General features: G+C 39.0%; 23 protein-coding genes. 14 read left to right on the top strand and 9 right to left on the bottom strand.

The features are described 5' to 3' along the window. Nucleotides 1–98: 98 nt before the first annotated feature. From ABIB30_RS08805 to ABIB30_RS08780, 6 genes are all read left to right on the top strand, one after another. A complete protein-coding gene (locus ABIB30_RS08805; protein ID WP_354301156.1) occupies nt 99–3,464 on the top strand; it encodes a TonB-dependent receptor in 3,366 nt (1,121 codons plus the stop codon). Between the two features lie 10 nt (nt 3,465–3,474). Continuing rightward, the gene (locus tag ABIB30_RS08800) at nt 3,475–4,848 is read left to right on the top strand and encodes a RagB/SusD family nutrient uptake outer membrane protein (RefSeq protein WP_354301154.1); all 1,374 of its coding nucleotides are present in this window, start codon (nt 3,475–3,477) and stop codon (nt 4,846–4,848) included. A 90-nt stretch (nt 4,849–4,938) separates the two neighbouring features. Continuing rightward, nucleotides 4,939–5,967, top strand: a complete 1,029-nt coding sequence (locus tag ABIB30_RS08795; protein ID WP_354301152.1) for an isoaspartyl peptidase/L-asparaginase family protein — start codon at nt 4,939–4,941, stop codon at nt 5,965–5,967. Between the two features lie 8 nt (nt 5,968–5,975). Further along, nucleotides 5,976–6,857: a cyanophycinase gene (locus ABIB30_RS08790; protein WP_354301150.1), complete on the top strand. Its 882-nt coding sequence runs from the start codon at nt 5,976–5,978 to the stop codon at nt 6,855–6,857. A gap of 104 nt (nt 6,858–6,961) precedes the next feature. Then, nucleotides 6,962–7,504 carry a GNAT family N-acetyltransferase gene (locus ABIB30_RS08785; RefSeq protein WP_354301148.1) on the top strand — a complete coding sequence of 181 codons (543 nt, stop codon included), beginning with the start codon at nt 6,962–6,964 and terminating at the stop codon, nt 7,502–7,504. A gap of 338 nt (nt 7,505–7,842) precedes the next feature. Beyond that, complete coding sequence (locus ABIB30_RS08780; RefSeq protein WP_354301146.1) at nt 7,843–10,404, top strand: DUF5686 family protein; 2,562 nt, start codon at nt 7,843–7,845, stop codon at nt 10,402–10,404. On the opposite strand, the gene ABIB30_RS08775 is transcribed toward ABIB30_RS08780, so the two are convergent. After that, on the bottom strand, nt 10,387–10,743 hold the full coding sequence (locus ABIB30_RS08775; RefSeq protein ID WP_354301145.1) for a winged helix-turn-helix transcriptional regulator: 357 nt from the start codon (nt 10,741–10,743) through the stop codon (nt 10,387–10,389). The two genes, ABIB30_RS08780 and ABIB30_RS08775, sit on opposite strands and share 18 nt — an antisense overlap. A 91-nt stretch (nt 10,744–10,834) precedes the next feature. Between ABIB30_RS08775 and ABIB30_RS08770 the strand changes: the two genes are divergently transcribed. Next, complete coding sequence (locus tag ABIB30_RS08770) at nt 10,835–11,293, top strand: VOC family protein (protein WP_354301143.1); 459 nt, start codon at nt 10,835–10,837, stop codon at nt 11,291–11,293. A 19-nt stretch (nt 11,294–11,312) separates the two neighbouring features. On the opposite strand, the gene ABIB30_RS08765 is transcribed toward ABIB30_RS08770, so the two are convergent. Further along, entirely contained in the window at nt 11,313–11,870 is a 558-nt protein-coding gene (locus ABIB30_RS08765; RefSeq protein ID WP_354301140.1) for a peroxiredoxin, read from the bottom strand. Between the two features lie 5 nt (nt 11,871–11,875). After that, the gene (locus ABIB30_RS08760; protein WP_354301138.1) at nt 11,876–12,385 is read right to left on the bottom strand and encodes a GNAT family N-acetyltransferase; all 510 of its coding nucleotides are present in this window, start codon (nt 12,383–12,385) and stop codon (nt 11,876–11,878) included. A gap of 111 nt (nt 12,386–12,496) precedes the next feature. Here ABIB30_RS08760 and ABIB30_RS08755 point away from each other — a divergent pair, with 111 nt between their 5' ends. Both ABIB30_RS08755 and ABIB30_RS08750 read left to right on the top strand, forming a co-directional pair. Then, on the top strand, nt 12,497–13,930 hold the full coding sequence (locus ABIB30_RS08755) for an aminotransferase-like domain-containing protein (RefSeq protein WP_354301136.1): 1,434 nt from the start codon (nt 12,497–12,499) through the stop codon (nt 13,928–13,930). Between the two features lie 91 nt (nt 13,931–14,021). Continuing rightward, nucleotides 14,022–14,267, top strand: a complete 246-nt coding sequence (locus tag ABIB30_RS08750; protein ID WP_354301134.1) for a hypothetical protein — start codon at nt 14,022–14,024, stop codon at nt 14,265–14,267. Between the two features lie 51 nt (nt 14,268–14,318). Here ABIB30_RS08750 and ABIB30_RS08745 read toward each other — a convergent pair whose 3' ends face one another. Next, nucleotides 14,319–14,654, bottom strand: coding sequence for a winged helix-turn-helix transcriptional regulator (locus ABIB30_RS08745; protein ID WP_354301132.1), 336 nt, complete (start codon nt 14,652–14,654; stop codon nt 14,319–14,321). A gap of 103 nt (nt 14,655–14,757) precedes the next feature. Here ABIB30_RS08745 and ABIB30_RS08740 point away from each other — a divergent pair, with 103 nt between their 5' ends. The 3 genes from ABIB30_RS08740 (at nt 14,758) to ABIB30_RS08730 (ending at nt 16,175) form a co-directional block, all read left to right on the top strand. Further along, entirely contained in the window at nt 14,758–15,741 is a 984-nt protein-coding gene (locus tag ABIB30_RS08740; RefSeq protein ID WP_354301130.1) for a quinone oxidoreductase family protein, read from the top strand. Between the two features lie 70 nt (nt 15,742–15,811). Further along, nucleotides 15,812–16,024 (top strand): helix-turn-helix domain-containing protein, encoded by a 213-nt coding sequence (locus ABIB30_RS08735; protein WP_354301128.1) that lies wholly within the window; start codon nt 15,812–15,814, stop codon nt 16,022–16,024. Beyond that, a complete protein-coding gene (locus tag ABIB30_RS08730) occupies nt 16,014–16,175 on the top strand; it encodes a HipA N-terminal domain-containing protein (RefSeq protein WP_354301126.1) in 162 nt (53 codons plus the stop codon). Before ABIB30_RS08735 ends, ABIB30_RS08730 begins: the two co-directional genes overlap by 11 nt. A 302-nt stretch (nt 16,176–16,477) precedes the next feature. Here the strand turns inward: ABIB30_RS08730 and wrbA are convergent, their stop codons facing one another. Beyond that, the gene (wrbA, locus tag ABIB30_RS08725) at nt 16,478–17,686 is read right to left on the bottom strand and encodes an NAD(P)H:quinone oxidoreductase (RefSeq protein ID WP_354301124.1); all 1,209 of its coding nucleotides are present in this window, start codon (nt 17,684–17,686) and stop codon (nt 16,478–16,480) included. 88 nt (nt 17,687–17,774) lie between these two features. Between wrbA and ABIB30_RS08720 the strand changes: the two genes are divergently transcribed. Continuing rightward, nucleotides 17,775–18,557, top strand: a complete 783-nt coding sequence (locus ABIB30_RS08720) for an AraC family transcriptional regulator (RefSeq protein ID WP_354301122.1) — start codon at nt 17,775–17,777, stop codon at nt 18,555–18,557. Here ABIB30_RS08720 and ABIB30_RS08715 read toward each other — a convergent pair. The 4 genes from ABIB30_RS08715 to ABIB30_RS08700 all read right to left on the bottom strand — a co-directional run bounded on the left by ABIB30_RS08715 (nt 18,514) and on the right by ABIB30_RS08700 (nt 21,494). Continuing rightward, nucleotides 18,514–18,897 (bottom strand): ribosomal maturation YjgA family protein, encoded by a 384-nt coding sequence (locus ABIB30_RS08715; protein ID WP_354301120.1) that lies wholly within the window; start codon nt 18,895–18,897, stop codon nt 18,514–18,516. The genes ABIB30_RS08720 and ABIB30_RS08715 overlap by 44 nt on opposite strands. Before the next feature lie 116 nt (nt 18,898–19,013). Then, entirely contained in the window at nt 19,014–20,522 is a 1,509-nt protein-coding gene (gene creD, locus ABIB30_RS08710) for a cell envelope integrity protein CreD (protein ID WP_354301118.1), read from the bottom strand. A 52-nt stretch (nt 20,523–20,574) separates the two neighbouring features. Then, on the bottom strand, nt 20,575–20,877 hold the full coding sequence (locus tag ABIB30_RS08705) for a winged helix-turn-helix domain-containing protein (RefSeq protein ID WP_354301116.1): 303 nt from the start codon (nt 20,875–20,877) through the stop codon (nt 20,575–20,577). Then, on the bottom strand, nt 20,874–21,494 hold the full coding sequence (locus ABIB30_RS08700) for a hypothetical protein (protein WP_354301114.1): 621 nt from the start codon (nt 21,492–21,494) through the stop codon (nt 20,874–20,876). The genes ABIB30_RS08705 and ABIB30_RS08700 overlap by 4 nt, the downstream gene beginning before the upstream one ends. A 394-nt stretch (nt 21,495–21,888) precedes the next feature. Here ABIB30_RS08700 and ABIB30_RS08695 point away from each other — a divergent pair, with 394 nt between their 5' ends. Continuing rightward, complete coding sequence (locus tag ABIB30_RS08695) at nt 21,889–24,846, top strand: SusC/RagA family TonB-linked outer membrane protein (protein WP_354301112.1); 2,958 nt, start codon at nt 21,889–21,891, stop codon at nt 24,844–24,846. Nucleotides 24,847–24,849 lie beyond the last annotated feature (3 nt).

Raw genomic sequence — 24,849 nt, 5'->3', positions numbered from 1 at the left:
CAATCACCAACAGAACCTGTAACCATCAACAGAACCTGTAACCACCAATAAAACCTAACCACCTACACAAATATATCAAACACCTAAAACTAACCAATATGAGAAAAACCTTACTCTTAGAAAGAGCCGGTAAGTATTTGATTAACAGCAGGACCTTGCTGTTCACCAAACTTACAGGCTTCATTTTACTGATGATGTGCATGCAGGTCTCGGCCACAGGCTTTGCACAACAGAAAATAACCATTAATGCAGATCATATCAGCATTAGAAATCTGCTGAAAACGATTGAACAGCAAACAGATTACCGGTTCGTTTATAGTGACCAGACCTTGTCAAAAGAAGAAAAAGCCTCATTAAATCTCCATATGGTTTCGCTCGACGAAGCGATGAAGTCTATTTTAAAGGAAACCAGGCTTACCTATATGCTGAAAGAAAACAATCTTGTGGTTATTTATCCGGCGGTAAAAACACAAAATGATCTGGTGATTTCTGGTCGTGTGGAAGATGAGGCAGGACTACCTTTACCTGGTGTATCCGTTAAATTAAGCGGATCAACCGTAGCGACTACAACAGATTCGAAAGGAAATTATTCAATCCGTGTACCTGATGCAGCTGCGATCCTTGAATTTTCTTACGTAGGCTATATTAAACAGACACTTTCGGCCAGCGTAAATCCAATCAACGTAATCTTGAAAAGTGATAACCGTAATTTACAGGAAGTTGTAGTTACAGGCTATACAAACTATAAACGTACCCAATCTGCAAGTGCGGCAACTTTAGTTACTGCAGAGAAAATTAACGATGTAGCAGGGCTGACCTTTGACCAGATTTTACAGGGGAGAGTAGCAGGAATGAGTGTAATTTCCAGTTCAGGACAACCAGGGCAAAGTGCTGCGGTGGTCATCCGTGGAGTTGGAAGCGTAAACGGATCTTCTGCGCCATTGTATATCATGGATGGAACGCCAATTGAGGCAAGTTTCTTCCAAACTATCAATTCAGCTGACATTGAGAATGTGACCGTATTAAAAGATGCCTCTGCCAAAGCACTCTATGGATCAAGAGGATCCAATGGTGTTATTGTGATCACTACTAAAAAAGGAAAAGCAGGTAAAATACAAGTACAGTATACTTCACAATATGGTTTTTCTAAACTAACGGACCCTAAATTCACCATGATGAATACCGCTCAGCGCTTATCATTTGAAGAAGGTGCAGGCCTTGACTTTGGGAGAGACCTTGGTCCGGGATGGACTTATTCTCCTAAAAACCCTGATTATATTTCCGGGACTCCAGCTTTCAGACAAGGTGCAGATCATATTTTAGATAGTATCAGAAATATCAATATTGACTGGAGGGATGAATTCTATCAGCAAAGCAAATTCCAGGAACAACAAGTGAGTGTGAGCGGTGGAAATGAGAATGTACGTTTTTATAACTCGCTGAATTATTATAAACAGGATGGGGTTGCTAAACGTACAGGGCTGGAAAGATATGCACTGAAAAGTAATCTTGATTTTAAATCGGATAAATTTTCGGGAAATGTAAACCTGAATATTGGCTATTCTAACCAGAGTTTTACTGAAGGAGAAGGGAGCAGCAGGGGTGGTACAGCGATGTCTGCAGTTTATTATGCGCTTCCTTATGAAAACCCTTATGCACCAGACGGTACTTTGATTCATCCAGGTAACCAGGATCAGTATTTTATTGCAGATCAGCGGGAAGGCAGCCAGGCATTAGAACGTTTATTTAATTCTTCCAGCAAAACCGATCAGTTAAAATCTATCATTGGTGTGGCTTTAGCCTATCAAATCCTACCAGAACTGAAGATTACGACCAGAGCGGGTATAGACTATAGAAATTCAACCGATCAGGCTTATATCAATCCGGATTCTTACTACGGATCAACCGATAACACCAATACGCTGGGTGGAAAAGGCAGATTTGATGAAGGCACCAGAAGGAATTTCAATATCATCTCTACAACAGGTTTGACTTATGCTAAAACCTTCAATGGAAAACATGATTTTGAAGCTTCTGCTTTTTATGAATACGTCTATAACAATTACAACTCTTTTGGTTTTACTGGCTTTGGATTAGACGGACGATTACCCGAAACACCCGCTGGAATTACCAATAGCGTAGATTATCTGCCTAATGTAGGTGGTTCAAAAACAAGCAGCGCTTTAGCGTCCTTTATGAGTGTGGCCAGGTATACTTATGATAGTAAATATACCCTGACCGGGAGTTACCGTTATGATGGGTCAACGAAAGTTGCTCCACAAAACAAGTGGCACGGCTTTTATTCCATAGGCGCTAACTGGAATGCTAAGAATGAAGATTTCCTGAAAAACAGTACGTTTATTTCAGCGTTGAGTTTCAGAATCAGTTATGGTACTTCAGCGAGCCCTTTTGGAACCGGGGACTTCTTATATCTGCCGGCTTATGGCGCAAATGTAACTTATGGAGGAAAACCAGGAGTTAGCCCGATTTCTGCTGGTAATCCCAACTTTGACTGGGAATATGTGAATGAATTCAATACAGGTTTTGAGCTGGCTTTATTTAAAAGTCAGCGATTACGGTTGTCAGCAGATTACTATAACAAGATCACCAATAATATGTTCATTGACCAGCCACCATCAGCAACCGCCGGTTTTCCACTGCTGAGTTTGAGTACTGGAAAGATGAGAAACAGGGGTGTCGAGTTTGATTTGAGTGGAGATATTATAAAAACCAGAGATTTTACCTGGACTGTTGGTGTAAATGCTGGCTACAATAAAAACGTAGTACTCCATGTAACCGACGTTGCGGATTCTTACCCTGATGGGGATACGAGAATCTTACAAGTTGGATTGCCGTATGGATCTTATTATGCACCGCAATGGGCAGGTGTGAATCCACAGACTGGTGAAGCACAATACTATAATCTGGATGGAAGCATTACGACAACTTATAATTCCAATACACAGAGTGTTGCGAAATCCGGGAGTTTATTTCCTTCATTCACAGGAGGTTTTAACACTAGTTTAAGCTGGAAAGGAATTACCGCAAGTGCATTGTTCTCTTTTGTATCTGGCGTTTCCCGTTGGAACAATGAAGATTTTTACAATGAGAATCAGCGCTATGCAACCAGTAACCAGTCTATCAGAATGCTGGATGACCGCTGGATGAAGCCTGGTGATGTGAAAACCTTGCAGCGTTTTGATATCCCGAGAAATTTTACTTCAAAAGATATCCAGGATGCTTCGTTTCTGAGGTTAAGAAATGTAAATATCAGTTATACTTTACCTAAAACGCTACTGGAAAAAATCAAGGTGTTCAGCAACTTAAAGGTTTTTGTACAAGGACAGAATTTAGTAACCTGGACCAAATGGAGAGGACTGGATCCTGAAAATAATGGTGTTGCGGGGCTTTTCCAGTATCCAAATGCAAGAACATATACCGCAGGAATTAGTGTTAACTTTTAAAATTACAGCCATGATTAATCCCATAAAATATACCCTGATACTCTCTCTGTTCATGTTCTTTTCTTCCTGCACCAAATTGGATTTAAAGCCTACAGATACTATAGATGCTGAAAAGGCTTACCGAAACCTGAATGATGTCAATTTAGGACTGATTGGAGTTTATGCACAACTCAATTATACTTTGATAGGCGTGAATGCTATCATTTCTGACGAAGTGATGCTGCCCACAGAAAATACAGTAAGTAATACAGATGCTCACCGGTGGCTTTATACTGCTGATAATGGATCTGTTACTGGTTCTTACAATGACTATTATGTTGCAATAGACAGGATAAACAGAGTTTTGGCGGGTTTGGATAAGCTCACTAGTAGTGAGAAGACAACTGCAGACCAGTATCGTGGAGAATTGCTTGCCTTAAGAGCTTTTTGTCACTTCGAATTACTCAGAATGTATGGTTCAGCCTATCAGAACGGAGCTCTTGGAGTTCCTTATATGAAAACCTCAGTAATCAGCTACCCGGCAAGAGATGCGTTTGAAGTAGTGGTAGCTGCCGCTAAAGCCGATCTTTTAGCAGCCAGATCATTGATCCCTTTATCTTTTGATGATAAAACAAGAGTTACCAGAATTGCGGTTTCAGCAATACAGGCAAGACTGGCATTATATGAGAAAAACTGGGCAGAAGCAATAACCTATTCTACTGAAGTAATCAATTCAATGCCGCTGGCCACAGCAGAACAATTTCCGGGCATATGGACTGATGCTGCAGATGATGAGGTGATATGGAAGCTAAAAAGGATGCCGGATGAAACAAGGACAGGTGAACTGTTCTTTCGTCAAACCGGAAGTATAGTTTTATATGCACCTTCCTTTAAATTGATCAATTCTTTTGATCACGAAAATGATATCCGTTATCAAGCCTATATCAAATTTGATAACACAAGAGGGTTGAAGAAATCTCAATACCTGGTTAACAAATATGCAGGTACAGCGCTTTCACCAGGGTTGGCAGATTTGAAAATGTTTCGCACAGGGGAGATGTATTTAATCAGGGCCGAAGCCGAAGCAGAAAGTACAGGTAATGCAACCGGAGATCTGAATACTTTGCGCGCTGCCAGAATAAAAGACTATACCGCAGTAAATTTTGCTGGTAAAGATGATTTGATTCTCGCAATTTATACCGAACGCTTTAAAGAATTAGCTTTTGAAGGTCATCGTTTCTTTGATTTGAAACGCAGAAACCTACCCGTAGAGAGATTACCCGAAGATGCCATAAATACCTCTGGAGCCATTAAATTGCTGCCTTCAAAAGCACAATATTCACTTCCGTTACCGGCATTGGAAATTTCCGTTAATAAAAATACTGTGCAAAATCCTAACTACTAATAAGTCTTTGAGTGGAGATCTTAAATTTTTCTCCACTCAAGAATTGTTATTATATTTCAAATCACCTTTAACCAAAATAAAAGAACCAAAATGATGAATAAGAACTTAAAAATAATAGCTGTCCTGCTGTGCTGTTTTGCAGCTAACCTGGCTTATGGACAAGAAAAATATGTAATGGTTATCCATGGAGGAGCAGGAACAATTACCAGGAAAAATATGAGCCCTGAAAAAGAAGCAGCTTATATTGCTGCATTAACCAAAGCATTACAGACAGGATATGAGGTATTGAAATCTGGGAAGACCAGTTTAGATGCGGTAGAGGCTACCATTCATATTATGGAAGATTCTCCATTATTTAATGCTGGAAAAGGTGCTGTATTTACCCATGACGGGAAAAATGAAATGGACGCTGCAATTATGGATGGAAAAACAATGATGGCAGGAGCTGTAGCAGGAGTAACTACAATTAAAAACCCTATCTCGGCGGCAAGGGCAGTAATGGAGAAATCCGAACACGTGATGATGGTTGGTCCTGGTGCAGAATCATTTGCGAAACAAGCTGGAATTGAAATCGTTGATCCTGAATATTTTTATACTAAAGAGCGTTGGGACGGCTTACAACAAGCGATAAAAGAGGACTCTACCAAGTCTGTTTTAGACCATGGCAATAAAAAATCAATGAAATTAGGAACCCTTAATCGTGATTATAAATTTGGTACTGTAGGCGCGGTTGCTTTAGATAAGAATGGAAATCTGGCAGCAGGTACTTCTACAGGCGGAATGACAAACAAAAAATATGGTCGTGTGGGTGATTCTCCAATTATTGGTGCAGGAACTTATGCAAATAATGCAACAGCTGGTATTTCATGTACAGGATGGGGTGAATTCTATATTCGCAATGTAGTGGCTCATGATATTTCGGCCATGATGGAGTATAAAAATATGTCTGTAGCAGATGCTTCCCGTGCGGCATTGGACAAAGTAGGGAAAATGGGCGGTGATGGTGGCCTGATTGCCCTGGATGCAAAAGGTAATGTGAGCATGCCTTTCAACACCGAAGGGATGTATAGAGGAACGGTTACAGAAAATGGTAAGATTGAAGTGTTAATTTATAAATAACGAGGATAATGACCTATAAAAATCACCTGCGTATTCATCATTTAATTTTCCTGGGTTTATTATTTGTGGTGAATTTATCATTTGCGCAATATAAAACCAAGCCAGGAGTTCCGGTTTTACCAAAAGGAAGCTTGTTTATTATAGGAGGCGGTGACCGTTCTCCTGAACTCATCAGCACGCTGATTAAAACAGCTAACCTCAGACCGAATGATTATATCGTAGTCTTACCTATGGCCACAGCCGAACCGGAAGCCTCATTTGAAGCAATTAAAAGCCAGTTGTCAGCAGCAGCTAAAAACAATATTTACAGTTTCAACTTTGCCGCAGAGAAAGTGCGTGATCAGTCCTGGCTTGATTCTCTGGCAGGGGCAAGACTGGTTTTTATTACCGGTGGAGATCAGAGCCGTTTCATGAAAGTAGTTCTAAATACTCCGGTTTATGGTGCAATTCATAAAGCCTATCAAAACGGAGCGACTATTGCAGGCACCAGTGCCGGGGCTGCAGTGATGAGCAAACATATGATTACAGGAAACCAGTTACTGGATACCAATTATAGGGAAACCTTCAATAAATTCAGAGCAGACAATATCGAGTTTGAAAGTGGAATGGGTTTATTGGATTCCGTAATTATCGATCAGCATTTTATAAAACGCAGTCGTTATAATCGTCTTTTATCTGCAATTACTGCTTATCCGGGGTATGATTGTATTGGAATTGACGAAGGAACAGCCATCATCGTACAAGGTAAGAACATTACTGTAGCCGGGGTGAGTCAGGTAATCCGGGTAGCTGATCCTGAAAAGATGAAGGTCCGGGAAAACCATCTGATTACTTTTGAGAATTTAAGATTTAGCGTTTACGGACCTGGAGATAAGTTTAAGCTGAAGTAGCTCAATCAAATCACACAGTCATTTTTTGGGAAATGGCTGTGTGATTCGAAAATACATTAACTTAAGGATGAAAAATATATTAACTTAAAGGTGCGAAATATAACATGAATATATTGGCTGAAACCAGTCGTTTAGTTTTACGGGAGTTCGTACGGTCTGATACTGATCGTATGTATGAACTATATACTGACCCTTTAGTTCTTCAGTATTTGGATGAAAAACCATTTAATGATATTAAACAGGCGGAGGAAGTTATTGAGTTTATCAGAAAGCAATACATTGATAATGGAACTGGGCGGCTTGCGGTGCTCAAAAAAGACACAAATGAATTTATAGGTTGGGCAGGATTAAAATATGTAACTGGAAGCTATAATAACCATAGTAACTACTATGAAGTAGGTTATCGGTTTATTCAGAGATATTGGGGCAAAGGTTATGCTACAGAAGCTGCCCAAGCTTCTCTTGACTTTGGTTTTAATGAATTAAAACTACATGAAATTTATGCCATGGCAGATTCTGGCAATGTAAGTTCAAGAATGGTGCTGGAAAAAATAGGGATGCATGATCTGGAGAAGTTTGATTTAGAAGGGCATGAACATGATTGGTTTAAAATTACCAGAACGCAATGGGAGAAATGGAAAACTTAGTGAATACCAATCCAAACTATCATTAACAAGTGGTTTTAGTTAAAATTTGTTAAATCTGTATTAACAAATGGCTTTTCATGCTAAACCGATCTTTCAAATACTATATTTGTAACAGGTTTGTTTCAGAACGCCTAACCATTTGACGCTCATCTTAATACTAATTAATGAATTCCATATCACTGTAATCAGCCTGCCTTTTCTAAAGGTTTATTAGCACAGTCCCAAATTATTTAATGATTCAATTTTTTTATGCATTGACATTATGTAAATAGTTTTTACATTGTGATTACAATCTACAAGAATTAAAACGCAGATCTCAGCTTTAACAATTTATTACTATGCAGGTTAAAGAACTCACCTTATTTTTATTTCATTTTCCTGGCAAAAAACAACAACTATGCATTGTAATCCTTGCATTAATGGTGACTGTTTTAGCCATCAACACTATATATGCGCAACAACCGGTGGTCATAACCGGAAAAATAACTGATGGACAAACCGGTGAGGCAATACCCTATGCCACTATCTTTGTAAAGCTTAAAAATGGAACAATTAAGGGCACTGCTTCCGATTTCGATGGATTATATCATTTAGCTATTCCTCATGATATTGCTAACGACTCTATCTATACGGCCTATGTCAGCTATTTGCCCGGCAAAAAACTGTTGCCTAAAGCTCCGCATACTATAGTTGATTTTCAATTAGCGGTTAATGGACGCATTTTAAATGGGGTTACAATCAGCCCTAAAACTTATGTGAACCCAGCCTGGGAAATCATGGATAACCTGGTTAAAAACAAACCCATCAATGATCAGAAGTATCTGAAAAGTTATCAATATCAAAGCTATAACCGTATTGAAATATCAGTCACTAATATCAGTGAGAAGATGAAGAAAAATAAGGTGATTAAACAGGTTTTGCCCTTGATGGAGAATCTGCAAAAGATTGCCGGGGAAGAAGGGACACCTATTTTACCCATATTTATGTCCGAAACTGTTTCTGATTATAAGTATACTACCAGCCCGGAACGCAAGACCGAAAATGTGCTGCGCACCAAAGTAAGCGGGGTAGGAATAGAAGATGAAACACTGATTTCTCAATTAGTTGGCTCTACATTTTTGCAGTATAACTTTTACAATAACTTTCTAAAACTCGCCAACAAAGATTTCATCTCGCCTACTAGTGACAACTGGAAAACGCATTATAATTATGAGTTGATTGATGCTTATGATAAAATAAATGGCAGAGAATGCTATAAAATTGAATTCAAGCCGAAAAGATCACATGATCTGGCTTTTGAAGGGGTGATGTGGATTACAAGAGATAGCTTCGCCTTATTCCAGATTGATTGTAAAGTTTCAAAAGATGCGAACCTGAATTTTTTAAACAAAATCAGGATACAGCAGGCGATGGTAAAAGCAGAAGGAACCACAGCATGGTTACCGGGACAAACCCGTATTGTCGTCAACGTAGGGACTACACAAAAGAAATTATCTGGTTTTATTGCCAAATTCTATTTATCCAATAAAAATATTGAAGTCAATAAAAACTATCCGGCTTCTGATTTTAAAGAGAGCCTGGTGATGAGTAAAGATGTCAATAAGAAAGATGATCAGTACTGGATAAAAAACCGGGCAGACTCCCTTACGGCTGCGGATAAGGCAGTCTATAAAATGATAGATACCGTTAAAAACCTGCCTTTGGTGAAAACCTATGCGGATATAGCTGGGATGTTAATCAACGGCTATTATAAAGTCGGTAAAATAAGTTTCGGCCCTTATCCTTACACTTACAGCTATAACGATTTGGAAGGAAATGTACTTAGAATAGGGGCAACTACCAATACTAATTTTAGTGATAAATTAATTCTAAGTGGTTTTTTAAGTTATGGATTCAGAGATGAACGCTTTAAATATAAAGCTGCTGTCGATTATATTTTTTCTCGTAAACCATGGGTACAAGCGGGTGTTTCCTTTCAGCATGATATCGGTCAGACAGGTTATCAATTTGAGAATTTCATTAATAAAACGAATAATGTATTTATGGCTTCTATCCGCAATGGCAGAGTGATCAGAAGAGGGCCATTTACTCAAAATATAAGTCAGGCTTACATTCAAACTGATATTACACCGACCATAAGAGGTAAACTGACTTTAGCTCACCGTACTTTTGACCCCTTATTTAATTTTCATTACCATGACCAGACAGACCAGCGGACTTATAACCGGTATGAGGTTTCTGAAATTACCTCAGAAGTACAATGGACACCAGGAAGACGTTTACTGGAATCTTCTAAAATCAACAAAAGATTAATTATTGGGAATGGAAACAGTAACCCGATATTAACCTTCAGATATATTAGGGGAACCAAAGCTTTATGTGGAGATTTCGACTACAACAAATTCTATTTTAACATTAGTCAGCGACCACGTATGGGTATTTTGGGAATAGGGGATTATTCGCTGACCGCAGGATATATTCCAAGTGCAATCCCTTATCCGTTACTTGAAAATCACCGTTACAGCTTCAATACAATGCGCTTTATGGAATTTACAAGTGACAGGTTCATCTCATTGAATTATACGCAACACATGGAAGGACTGATTACCAATAGTATCCCATTGTTGAAATCCTTAAATGTGCGTACTGTTGCCGTTCTAAATGTATTGCAAGGCAGTTTATCCGATAAAAACAATGAAGCCTTTTTAAGAGGGCGTACCAATTTGAACCGGAGTTTAAATAATGTGCCATACGTAGAGGTAGGTTATGGCGTAGAAAATATCTTTAAGATTATCCGCATTGATTTCTTACATCGCCTTACTCAAAAGGAACATTTAAGTGAGCCTGGATTAGAGCCTTCAAACTTTGCAATCAGGACAACCTTACAATTCCGCCTGTAAATTATTGATTTTACCCCAATCTGAAAGTGATTGGATTACCTGATCCATTGATTTCCCCAATGGTGATAATTCATAGGTATATAGTTTTTTTTTCAATATAGATTCCTGCTTAAGAATCAATCCGCTTTTTTCCAGTTCTTTTAATTGTAGCGCCAATACACGCTCAGTTATAGCAGGGAGCTCTCCTTTAAGCTCAGAAAATCGCTTACTACCTTCGCGCAATTTTACCAGTAATGTAAGTTTCCACCGGCCACTTAGTTGCGATAAAGTATACGCTGCATCGCATAACCCATGTAATTTTTGTGCATTGATATAATTGGTCGAAGTAATTTTTCTCATTTGATGAACAGGAAACCTGATCGCTTACAATTTTGTAAGTTCATTACTATAAGCGCTTCCGGCTGTAAATTTGAAGATAAATTCTTAAATTATGGCAACACTAAAAGATGATATCGGCCTGACAGGCTTACACCATATTGCAATCAGAGCAGAAAATTTTGAACAGACTGTTCAGTTTTACACCGAAGTCATGGGATATACCATTGGTCACACCTGGTCATTACCAGAGTTTAAACTTAAACAGGCGGCGATGCTCAAATCGCCTGATGGCTTAAGTTATCTTGAAATCTATGATAACCAAGCTGATATTCCCGCGCAGGGAAGGAAAAAACTAGCAAAGGAAGAATTCGTTCAAACGGCTTTACTGCATATTTGCCTGACCGTTAAGGATTCAAAAAAAGCCTATGAAATAGCTATTGCAGGTGGAGCAACAGCTTGTCTTGAACCGATGGTGCTGCATTTGGGCAATCCAGCTATTACGGTACGTAATTCATTGGTTTATAGTCCGAATGGAGAAGTTTTAGAATTCATGGAAAAGGCAGGGTTTTAAAGAGTGGATTAATCCACTCTTATCTTAAATATTCCAATACCTCTTCTGCATTTTTATCAGGAGGAAAAACAGGATAAAAATATTTGGTGATTATTCCGTCCTCAAAGATCAGGGTAACCCGTTTCAAATACTTAAGGTTACCTACCAGGTGAAGTGGTAGGTTTAAAGCTTTTGTAAATTCCAGGTTTTCATCGCTTAACAAATCAAAAGGAAGATGCAGCCTTTCTTTTGACTCCAGCTGATCTGTGGTTGATTGCGTGCTTATTCCATAAACCTTGGTATTCAATTGTCTCAATTCCTGATAATGATCGCGGAAGGAACAGGCTTGTGGTGTACAACCCCGGGCACCCGGAATCGCATCCCAGCCTTCAGGAAGCGGGACTTCTGCGGGCCCGGTCATCGGATAACAATAAATGACCAAACGGCCTTTCATCCCCGAAAGCGTTACTAATTCGCCATGCGTACTGCGCAACGATAGTTCAGGCATAGTTAATCCTAACAGATGACTACATGCTCCATCATCCTCAGGAACAGGCAAACCCGCAGGCAGGATCTCCAGATTCGTCTGATCGTTCATCTTGCTTAGTTTAGTTGAATTTCAAACAGACTAAAAGAACCGTGCTTATAATGCGCAGGTAAGCTGCTGACATCATCCAGTTGTGTAACACCCAGGTAGTTAAAGCCACAGCTGATATAGTAATTATTCAATTTATCATTACCACTTCCAGTATCCAGTCTGACAAAAGAACGTTGATTTTCCTTTGCATATAGAGTTGCCCAGGCAACAATATGTTTTACATATGAATTACCTCTTAATGAGGGGTTTGTAGCGATACGGTGGATGTAAACTGATGGATCTTTGTCTTTTTCTTTCCAGATGGCCGGATCATTAAGCGTAATGCAAAAAGTACAGGCGAGTTGTCCATCAACCATGATCTTATAATGCCTGTTTTCATCAATTTCTTTCTGAATAAGTGATCTTTCAAATCCTTGCCAGAATAAAAGACCTACTTTTTTCATATGTTCAGTTGCCTGGTCGTAAAGGCCGAATATGGCGTCAATGTCTTTAGTGGTGCTAGGTGTAATTTCCATAATGAATTTTCTGTATAACTACTTTCTTTATTAATTAAGGCAAAGTTAAGGTAAATATTACTATGAATGCAGATGCAGTTTTGTTATATTTGAGCATAGCAGTTGAGGATCATGCAAAATAAATTAGCCCAAAAGGATCATTTGTACCAACGGATAGCAAAGGCATTAGAACAGCAGATTAAAAATAATGTACTGGCTATTGGCGACAAACTTCCTTCACTCCGTGAATTTTGTAAACGCTATGGAACAAGTCAGACTACCGCTATAAAAGTCTACTACGAGCTAGAAAGTAAGGGGCTTATTGAAACCAGGCCAAAGTCAGGGTATTATATAAGCGGTTCTTTAAAGCGAATTCCAGCACTACCAAAAATCAGTGAACCCAACTCTGAAACCAGTCAGATCCAGATCGAAGACTTACTGGAAAAAGTTTACAATAATGCGGCTCCGATGCGTATTACATTGGCTCATGCTGTTGTGGCCGATGAACTGCTGCCCATAGCAAAGTTAAATAAAGGGATGATCCAGGCCATGCGGGAGTTAAAAGGCAGCGGTACTGCTTATGGAGAAATTCAAGGGAACGAGAAATTAAGAAAGCAAATTGCCCGGCATGCTTTCACAATACCAGACTTGAGCCATGAAAATATCATTACGACCAATGGTTGTATCAATGCTATTTCTTATGCAATGATGGCACTGGGCAAACCAGGGGATACTATTGCAGTGGAAAGTCCGGTATATTTTGGGGTTTTACAATTGGCCAGAAGCCTTGGCCTGAAAGTGATGGAACTACCTACACATCCGCAAACCGGGATCGAAATAGATGCCTTGAAAAAAGCGCTGGAAGCGAATAAAATTAACTTGTGTCTGCTGGTAAGTAATTTTAGCAATCCCTTAGGTAGTTTAATGCCTGATGAAAATAAAAAGGAAGTTGTGAGACTAATACAAAAACACAATGTGCCTTTAATAGAAGATGATATTTATGGAGATATTTACTTTGGGACCAACCGTCCTAACACCTGTAAAACTTATGATGAAAGTGGATTAGTACTCTGGTGCAGCTCCATTTCAAAAACGCTGGCGCCAGGTTATCGGGTAGGTTGGATATCACCTGGAAAATTTAAGTCAGAAATTCTGAGAATGAAACTTTTTCATGCAATTGCTTCTACAAATATTACGCAGGAAGTTATTGCAAACTTCCTGGAAACAGGGCGTTACGAACATCATTTGCGTAAGCTGAGAAATACATTGCATACCAATAGCCTGCAATACATCCGCGCTATTAATGATTATTTTCCCGAAGGAACAAAAGTGAGCAGACCGCAGGGAGGGATGGTTTTGTGGGTGGAGTTTGATCAAAAAATAGATACGATTCAGTTGTACGATCAGGCTGTCAAAAAAGGTGTTAGTATTGCGCCGGGCGGGCTGTTTACTTTACAAAATCAATTTGCTAATTGTATGCGTCTGAACTATGGGATGCCATGGAATGATCAGCTCGATAAAGGATTGAGGAATCTGGCTGATATCGCCACTGAACTGAATCGCTAAAATTATCCAAATGACAAAACTATGATATATAAAACATTTTAGTTTACGTTTATACTTAGTGAGGCTGACTAAATCAGGCTTCATTCAGCCTATGAATTTATTTAAGGTATATTTTTCTGAAGGTAAAGCGCATTCTCCAGAGCTTATGGAGATCAAAAATTTCCATGTAGATCGGATCTGTACAAAAGCCGGGGAGCTAAAATGGCTGATTGTCATGGCTGAAACTGAAGAGATGGCAATCAGGCAGGCTGAAAAAAGTTATGAAGCTATTGGTATTTCCAGATATAAATCCACTCATGGCTACCTGAAAGCCCATTGGCGAGACTCCGTTTCTTGAAAAACTATTCGCGCCTGGCAACCAGTATTAATTGATCGCAAATTACTAATTTTAAGTTATGCTCCATTCTTCCAGTGCATCTAATATAGGCAGCAGCAATTCACCTTTTTCAGTAAGCTCATAATCCACTCTGACAGGTACCCCTGGAATTATAGTTTTGGTAATCAATTTTGCGTTCTCTAATTCTTTGAGTTGACGACCTAGTGTCTGATCAGAAATATTGCCTAATACAGCTTTGAGTAAACTGAAGCGATTTGTTTTCTCTCCTATAAATATAATGATCAGTGCTTTCCATCTTCCTGAGATCAAGTCCATTGCTTCATTGACCTTACACGATCTGTGCAGAAATTCCTTATTTATTGCATTAGATGAATTCTCTTTTCTCATACGAACTTCTTTTTTTGTGAGTAACTCCCAATTTAGTGAGCATAGCAATCGCTTTAAGGGGTTATTTACCTTTACAAAAATACTTATAACAAAGATGAAAAAGATGAAAACAGTAGTATTAAAGGAATTTGGTGAGGTGAATAATTTTGAATTTGCAGAAGTTGACCTGCCTGTGATTAAAAGCGACGAAGTGCTGATACGAATCATGGCTACGGCTTTTAATCCGCTTGATTACCAGATGCGAAAAGGTCTTAGAGAAAAAGAACTGATGGTCGGTTCGATATTGGGCGTAGAATTCTCTGGAATTATTGCTCAGGCAGGGCAAGATGTGAAAGGTTTTAAAATAGGTGATCAGGTTATTGCCTGCTCCATACAAAAAGGATCGAATGGCAGCTATGCTGAATTTATAGCACTTTCTTTCCATGAGCTGGTGCATAAGCCTGAGAATATTGATTTTGAGATGGCAGCCTCCATACCAGTATCGGGAATGACTGCATGGTCATGTTACAATAGAATGAATTATAAAGCGGATGAGCGTATTTTTATTAATGGGGCCTCAGGAGGGGTAGGCCGTTTCCTGATTCTTTTGCTCAAACATTACAAAATAAACAATATTGTAGTTACGGCAGGAAATCCGGAGAGCATAAATACATTAAAAGAGTTGGGGATTTTAGAGACCAATATCATAGACTACAATAGCCCTGATTTTGAACAGCTTATATTGAAAGCTAATCAAGGGAAGGAATTTGATCATGTGGTAGATCTCGTAGGCGGAGAAATTTCCGAGACAACAGCACGGGTTCTGAAAATAAATGGTAATTATCTGGATGTTACCTTTTTTGGTACTCAGACTACACGGGAAATTTTATTCGACAAAGCAGCCAATATCTTAAATATCGCAGTATATGCGGAAATTGAAACTAATAAATTTCTTCGGATAATTACGGAATTAATAGCGGCTGATGAAATAACCGTTCCGAATGTAAATGTGGTTGGTAATTTAAGTGCTGAAACAGTTAGAAAAGCACATGATTTGATGGAGAGAAACCACACTCGTGGTAAAAAACTTGTGATGGTCAATAGCTAAAGAGATTAAATATCCCGAGCGTAATAGTTTGTCTTAAGGTTACTATAATAATACCCGTAAGGGTATTATTATGGAGTCAATTATTGCATTTATTAAAGAATCCAGAAAAAAGCACGGCCTTTCCCAAGAAGAATTGGCTTTTAAAGCTGGTGTTGGGTTACGATTTTTACGTGAACTGGAAAGGGGAAAAACGACTGTTCAGCTTGATAAAGTGAACAATGTGTTGAACATGTTTGGCAAACAAGTGGTCGTAATTGATAAAGAGCCGGGTCATGACGAATAAAGCAAAGATATTTTATAATGAGACGCTTGCCGGCTCTCTTGAGAAGAATGATAACGGCTATAGTTTCATCTATGATGAGGTTTATTTAAGAAGTAAAGATTCAAAACCTGTAAGTCAAACATTGCCTCTCATCGCTTATCCTTATTACTAGTCGTATTCTTTTCCCATTTTTTGACGGATGCAAGTTCACTTGGATTAAGTATGAAAGTTTTTACCAGGATCATACATAAGTTTACCGGTAAGCAGGTTGAAGTTTTTGATTTAATCGAGAGGTCCTTTTTATCGAAGGAATACAAAGCCCGGTATAAGAAGATATGGTTGGAACGGACTGCGAGACTGCATTAAGGATTTAACAACATTTCAAATAGAATGAAATTAAGAATTAGCAATGTGCAAGAAATGCACATTGCTAATTCTTACAAATCAGTAACACTTTTTAGCTACAGGAAAATATCACTCTAATTCAAAAACAGCCTGAATCTCTACAGCTGAATTCATCGGCAGTGAAGATGCACCAACAGTAGCCCTGGTGTGCATGCCTTTTTCTCCAAAGATCTTTACCAAAAGGTTAGAAGCTTCATTCATTAAAACTGCATGTTTCGTATAACCAGCTGAAGTGTAAAAATAACCAGTTAATTGTACTGCTTGCTTAACCTGATCCAGATCACCTCCTGTTGCTTCTTTTAAAACTGCCAGTACATTTAACAGCGTTTGCCTGGTCGCTAGTTTTGCCTGTTCTTCAGTAACTTCCTTTTCAATCAAACCCGGATGATCTACTTTCCCATTGTTTAATGCAATCTGATTAATGAAAACCTGTTTTCCTGAAATACGGTAAGGTTTATAATTTCCAACTGGTGCAGGTGCTTTTGGCAGAACGATATTCAGCTCCTTCAATTTAGCTTCTATCATGCTCGCTTTTTCGACGTCTTTTGATACTATCGCAGTCTGACCAGAATTTCCTCCTGTCAATTGATAACCTTTTGCCGCTTTAGCCAATGCATAACCTTGTAATCTGGCAATATGTAATTCCCCTTTCGAAGGTCTTACACTATTCGGGATACCTGCGAGGGAGGATGCACCGAAAGCAGTATTTCCCTGAGGAATAGTTTTATCTATTTCAGCTGTGCCCATAATTCCAGTAGGAACGATTATCATTCCATGGATAGCCAGGGTATTCCAGAAAGAAAGTATCGCAGCTTCTCTGCCTGCACCGCTACCCGCAGACATAAATACTGTCGAAGGTTTTCCTTCCAGCTTGCGCGAAGTCCAGATGCTAACTGACTGATCCAGGAAATAGCGCATATCAGCACTCATGTTTCCAAAATGGACAGCAGACCCGAATGCTATGGCATCATATTCAGGTAATTCATTTATATGCGCATAAGGAATGGCAGCGAAGGGCTGTTTTGCTTCATTATCTAATGGTTTTATTCTGGGTACTTGTTTTAATACTGCTTTTGCGCCTGGAAAATCTTCAATCCCAGCAGCGATTTCCTGAGCCATTTTGTAAGTCCCACCATTGACTGTATTGAACAGTACCAAAACCTTTAAAGTTGAATGTTCATCTTTCATTTTACTTTGTGCTTTTAAAAATGAGGCGCTAAACAAGCATAATAAGATCAGTAAGCTTGTTTTTATACGCATTGTATTTATTGAATTCATTTTGTGTTTATTAATTGATGACAAAAGTAGGGAAAGCCGGATGTCTTTAAATGTCTATATTTGCCAATAGCATGTTATAATACGACAAATGGAAAGATCAAGATTTTGCCACCTGACAGTTGACAGCGTTGAAAAGGAAGCCTATGTATGGCATGAAGCCGATTGGAAATTCTCTGACGAGTGGCATTCTCATCATATGGGACAACTCATTTTCGTGGAAAAAGGAGTGCAATATCTGCATACGCCTGAAAGAACGTACCTGCTGCCAACACACCATTGTGCATGGATACCACCCGGACTTTTACATAAAACTTCTGCACCAGTAAGCCCGGTATACCTGCGCTGTATTTTTTTGAGTAAAACTGCTGATCATCCTTTTTTTAAAGAACTCAATATCTTTCATACTCCTAAAGTGCTGAGAGAGATGATCCTTTTTACCGAACAATGGTCAAGACTTGAAGAGGAAGACCCACTGGAATTTGATTTCCTGAAAGCGCTGATTGGTATACTTCCTTTAACATTTGATACTTCTTTGCCGCTGGTTTTGCCCGTTCCACAAAATCCAAGAATTGCGAGTATGATCGACTATCTGACTGAAAATGTAGCTGAGGATATTAAAATACCAGAAGTTGCTGCTCAATTTAACCTTTCTGCACGTACGATGGAAAGATTATTTAAACAAGATATCGGGATTACTGTCGCCGGTTATATCAAGCTATACAAAATCATTAAGGCGGTAGAATTATTATCGGTTTCTGGCGAAAATGTGAAAAGTGCCGCGATCAAAGTCGGATACGATAGTGTCTCTACTTTCAGCAATACGTTTTTCAACGTACTGGGAGTGAGGCCTCAGGAGATGATTGCAGACTAAAAATAACAATTGCACCTAAAGTATAAGCAACCATATCTATCCAGCTGAAATGATTGCCTAAAATCAATGGAGCTATTTTTGACTGATCCAGTCCCAGATGATGGACGAGGTTAAAATATTGAGTTGCTTCGATCAAATAAGAGAAGGTTAAAACGCTGACGATTACCCGATTTGAAGGTGCTTTTACAAAGGCCTTAACCAGGCAAAACAGAAAGATCACAATGAGGAAATCTCCAGCATAGGGGCGGATAAATTGGTCATGTGCATATAAGGCAATCAAGGCTTCTGTCATAAATAATAAAACAGTAAGTCCAAAGTAATACTTGTTAAAACTAAACATATGGATTGGGGTTGAAGTTTAAAAAAATCAGAAGTTTAAAAAACCCGGAAAAGTCAGGAACCCTGGAAAGTCAGGAAACCTGGCCTTCCGGGATCCCTGACTTATAGGAGAATATCTTATTCTTGTTTTGTTGTTGGTATTATTTCTGCCTGTGAGGCCTTTGCTGTTCCTGTTTCCATAGTTGTTGTCGGATGTTCCATTTGTTCGGAATCTGAAATCTCTGCCAAAGGATTTCTGTTCCAGTCTATTTTAGCAGATAAATACATCAATGCAGCTACGATAATAAATAAGCCAACACTTCCGAATAACAAAGCCAGGTCCTGTAATTGGATGATCACGTAAACAAATCCGTAGAAAATAGTCAGGATCCCTACAAATATCATCGCAGGTTTCCTGTTCTTCAATAAAGCCGCGATAAAACTTCCAATCAGCGAAACCGTCGCAACCGAAGCAATCAGGTAAGCAAGGTTAAAACCAACACGCTCACTAAATGAGAGCAGTAATGTATAGTAAATAATCATAGCTGCACCAATCAGCACATATTGTAAAAGATGTACCTTTCTTTTGTTCAGCAATTCTGTGAAAAACAGGGAAATGAAAGTTAGCATAATAATTAGAATTGAATATTTACCCGAACGCATCGTCTTTTGATACTGATCAACAGGAAGAATGAACTGGACACCAAAAGAGCCATCTTTTAAAGGTGACTGTACTGAAATTTCCTGCATTGGATTTTCTTTGATTGCAGGAACGTTAACCAGGGTTGTATTTTCATTAATCCACTGCTGAGAGAATGGTCTGTTAAAATAGGGCATTTTCCAGGTTGCTGAAAATGCATTAGCCGATACATTGCGCTGTTCCGGAAGGTAACGTCCTGTAAATTTCGGATTACCCCAGCTTCCGTCAATTTTCACGGTTGTGCTCTTTCCAATATGGAGGAAACTAAGCTCATTACTACCTCTTAAATCCAGGTCGAAACTGAAATCCAATGCGGTGTTTTTACCAGCACTCAGATCAGGCTGGATAATCAGGTTATTCGTAAATAAAGAAAGTGTAGTGAAATCTGGCTCCACAGCATAATCTTTACCTGCTAATTTAATAACCGGATTGTTTTTTAAACCTTTCAGATCGCTTAACCCAATAGCTACCTTTGCCTTATCCCATTGAACCATATCGGGGTTAATACCAGACTTTCTCAATTCCATCGCACTGAATTTTCCATTTACCCTGATCTTTGAATTGTAAACCACTGCATCAAATATTCCGCGATGCAACAATTGCGGTTCTGCTTTCCCGGTAATATTTAAGGTCTCGGGCATGATGTAGATATTGGTTACCATTTCTTTTATAGTCACCTTTCCTGCGCTGTCCTTGTGGTTAACTGTGGTTTTGTAAGGAATGACTAAAATCGGGCCCTCCACCAATTGACTCCCGGACCACTTATCTGATATTTCATTGTTCACTTCTTGTTGTCTGGCCTGTCTTTCTACAATTAAATTCTGTACCAGGCTCGAAGGAATGAGCAGGAGTAAAGTTAAAACGCCTATAAGACATAACTTTACGATCACGGATTCCGAGAACCAAGTTCTGAATCCATTGTTTTGTTTTTCTTGTTGATAGTTCATATTGATGATTTGAAAGTACTTTGAAATTCAAAGTAGATAGATAAAAAAAAGGTTATTTCCTTTGTTGTTTGATTAAATTTTCAAGTGCTTCCAGGTGTTTTTTAAACGCAAGGATACCTTTTGCCGAAGCAGCATATTGTGTATTAGGTTTACGGCCGATGAAACTTTTGGTAACAGTAATGTATTCTTCCTTTTCCAACGCTTTGAGATGGGAGGCAAGATTACCGTCTGTTGCATTCAGCAGCTCTTTCAACGCATTGAAATCGTAATACGCATTAGCAACCAGTACGCTCATAATTTGCAGGCGTAACCGGTTTTCAAAAGCTTTATCGAAAGATTCCAGGGAAATTTTCACTGATTGTATTTAAAGTGCATGATTGAACCATAAAGAATATGCAGGATACCAAAACCAATAGTCCAGAAAACAATTCCGTAACCTGGGACCAGGGCCGCCACTAAACCCAGAATAATCTCACTAAATCCAAGCCATTTTACATCAGATAAGGTGTAATGGCTTGCAGCAATAAGGGCGAGACCATAAAAAATCAAGCAAGCAGAGGAAATAATTGCATATTCACCGCGGATCAGCAAGATCAGGATAAATAGTCCGCCTGTTACCAGGGGGATGGTCATGTTTACTAATAAGCGTTTACTTACCGGGTTCCAGAATTTTTCCCCTTTTTTACGCGCCTGACGGATAGTCAGCCAAATTCCCGTCACTAAAGAAAGCACTAAAACACAAGCAGCAATACTAGTCAATTGCCATAAAATCTGTGATTCACTGATGTAACTGTCTCTATATTGCAAAATACCCTGCGCATTATAGACTATTTTATAAGCTACAAATGCACCGATTAATGAATATATTCCAGCCATAATCCCTGATAAACCACTAAGGGAGATGAATTTGGAAGAACGTTCCATCAGGTTACGGATAGAACTCAGCTCTGAATAAATATCTTTTTCTTGCATTTTAAAAGAACTTTGAATTACAAAGTAAAACATAAAAATTTAATTCTGCAAGAATTATTTACGGATACGCTTGTTTTAATTAAGTCTATGGAATTAGTAGATTAATCAGTATGTTTGCCGGATAATTAAACATTGCGTTCAAATGACGTCACTAGCTATCCCTAATTTATTAAGCATGAAACCTGTTCAGTATCCTCCTCTTAACGCGGCTATTCGTTGTTGTCGCTAATCAACTATTTCTGCCCATAAGGGCTTGATCCACATTGTCTTTTAATGTTTTATTTCATCAGCGGTTATCCTGGCCGGAGGAATTCCTATGTCAAAAATTTCCTGATTAAATAAGGCCATGATAATGTTTTTTTATCCATAATAAATCAAACACACAAAATTGATCATGAAGTTAAAATTTACTAAAATTTTATTATTTTCCGTACTCTTATTATTTGTGCCACGGCTGCTATCCGCACAAAACCTCACCATTTCCGGACACGTAAAATCAATCAGTGACGGTCTGGGAATTCCTGGCGTTTCCGTTTCTCTAAAAGGGGGGAAGGGGATCGCTACCACTGATAGCAATGGAAATTATACCGTCAATGTCCCATCTTCTTCAGTTTTAATATTCCGGGCAATTGGTTATTTAGACCAGCAGGCGGCGGCTGTGAAAGACGGCCCGCTCAATATTCAGTTGACCGAAAGTATTTCTTCCTTAGAAGAAGTCGTGGTTTCCGGGCTGGCTTCCAGTATTAAAAGATCTAATCTGGCTAATGCTGTTACAACGATTTCCAGCAAAGAGCTGACCGGTACTACGCCTCCTCAAACCATTGATAAAGCTTTATATGGGAAAATTCCCGGAGCTAATATCAGAGCAAACAGTGGTGCGCCAGGCGGTGGGATCTCTGTTCAGTTACGCGGAATCAGCTCTTTACAAGGTGCCTCTCAGCCTCTTTATATCATTGATGGTGTGTATCTGAACAACAATACATTGAGAACCGGAAGAGGGTCACTTACGGGCGCAAGTCAGAGTGAAGATGATGGCGCAAACAGAATCGCTGACATTAATCCTGACGATGTAGAAAGTGTAGAAGTTCTGAAAGGCTCCTCAGCTTCTGCTATCTACGGAACCAGAGCTAATGCAGGAGTTATTATTATCACCACAAAAAAAGGTAAAGCAGGTAAAACAAGAGTGAGCCTGAGCCAGGACATTGGATTTTCTAAAATACAGCGCTATGTAGGTATTGCTTCCTGGAACGAAGATAAAATTAAGTCCTATTTTCCTGCTTCAGCACAACCTGCCGAATTGAAACGTTATCAGGATGCGGTGGCCAACAATGGGATAACAGCTTATGAAAAACTGATTTATGGAGAAACCCCGATACTGCTGAATAGTAATCTGAGTATATCAGGTGGTAACGAAAAAACTAAGTTTTATATCTCAGGAAATGTCGCAAAAGAGAATGGAATTATCAAATACACAGGCTTTGATAAGAAATCTATCCGGTTAAATCTTGACCATAAATTCGATGATTGGATCAATTTTTCATTGACTTCTAATTATCTGAATTCCAATAGTGATCGTGGTTTTACGGGGAATGAAAACTTGTCCGGAACTAGTTTAGGTTATATTATTGGCTATACGCCAAATTATTTTGATCCAAGACCAGTAAACGGCGTTTATCCGGATAATCCATATTCTGAAAATCAAAATCCGCTCGAACTGAGAGATAAGGCCATTAATAATTCTAAAATCAACCGCTTTATTCAATCGGCTAACTTGAATGTTTATTTACTGCAAAAGAAAGATGTAAATCTGAAATTAGCTTTGCAAGGTGGAGTAGACTACCTGGGCAGCCGTTCCAAACAATATTTTCCAGACAATATTCAATCTCAAAAAAGTCTGGCTAATCCGGGTGATATCGTATTAGGGAATGAAACTGATATCAATGCAAATGTTCAGGCCTTTTTAATCTATGGGCAACAAGTTAATAAAGTGCATTTCAATACGCAGGTCGGTGCAGTCTTTTTACAGACACAAGCCAACTCGATTCTGAACAGAGGCAGAGGGCTTGTAGCCGGACAACAAAATCTTTCGCAAGCTGCCATCCAATCTCTGCTTCAGCAAAGAGACCAGACTGTTAAAGATTTTGGTACCGTTGCACAAGAAGAAATCAATTATGAAGATAAAGTAATCACTACTTTGGGAGTCCGTTTTGATAAATCCACACTGAACGGCAATGCGAATAAGTTTTATGCCTTCCCTAAGGCTTCCGTAGCTGTAAATCTGACCAAATTTGAGTTCTGGAAATTCCCGGTCATTAGTCAGTTGAAATTGCGGACTGCTTATGGACAAACTGGTGGCGTTCCGGGTTTTGGTGATATCTACTCTTCACTTAACCCTGTTGTTATTGGCGGGAATGTGGGCTCAGTAGTTTCTGCTTCAGCAGGAAATCCGGATATCAAACCAGAACGTGCTGGAGAGCTGGAATTAGGAGCTGATATTGGCTTTTTAAGTGACCGTATTGTGCTGGAAGGTACTTATTATAACAAAAAAGTAACTGATCTGATCCAGACCTTGACACTTGCAGGCTCAGGCGGGATCACCACTAAAAAAGTGAATGCTGCAGATCTGGTGAATCATGGGGTAGAGTTTGCCTTAAGTGGTACACCATTCTCCAGTAAAAACTTCACCTGGACAAGCCGCTTACTCTTTTGGAAAAATACCAGTAAGCTCACTAAGCTCGATGTGCCTTCTTATACCACAGGAGTTTATGGACCAAGTTATGGCACCTACCTGATTAAAGAAGGATATTCTCCAACTACAATCATTGGTGTTCCAAAACTGGCTAATGGAGACTATACTGTATATGGTAATTCTCAGGCCGATTTTCAGACTTCCTGGACCAATACAATTTCCTTTTTGAATGGATTTACCTTCTCTTCACTAATCGACTGGAAAAAAGGAGGGGATATCATGAATATCACTTTATATAATACTGATAACGGTGGAACTTCTGCCGACTGGAATGAAGATTATAACCACAATGGAATTTCAAATGGGAAAGACAGACAAGGTACCGGAGCAGGGGTTTATGTTCAGGATGCTGGTTATGTCCGTTTAAGAGAAGTCGCATTGAGTTATAGCTTGCCACAAGTATTCACGCAGAGGGTCTTTAAAAATACGGTTCAAAATGTTCGTTTTGGAGTTTCAGCCAGCAATTTATTCCTGATTACTAAATATAAAGGATACGATCCTGAAGTTTCAAGTTTTGGAACCAATGCTATTAATACAGGAACAGACTTGTTCAATTATCCTTCGTCAAAAAGGTTTTTATTTAACGTAAGAGTAGAATTTTAAGCT

Origin of the sequence: Pedobacter sp. UYP1 (genome assembly GCF_040547305.1) — a bacterium.
Classification (GTDB): domain Bacteria; phylum Bacteroidota; class Bacteroidia; order Sphingobacteriales; family Sphingobacteriaceae; genus Pedobacter.
The sequence above is the reverse complement of the archived record's forward strand: the minus strand, read 5'-3'. Positions and strand labels throughout refer to the sequence as shown.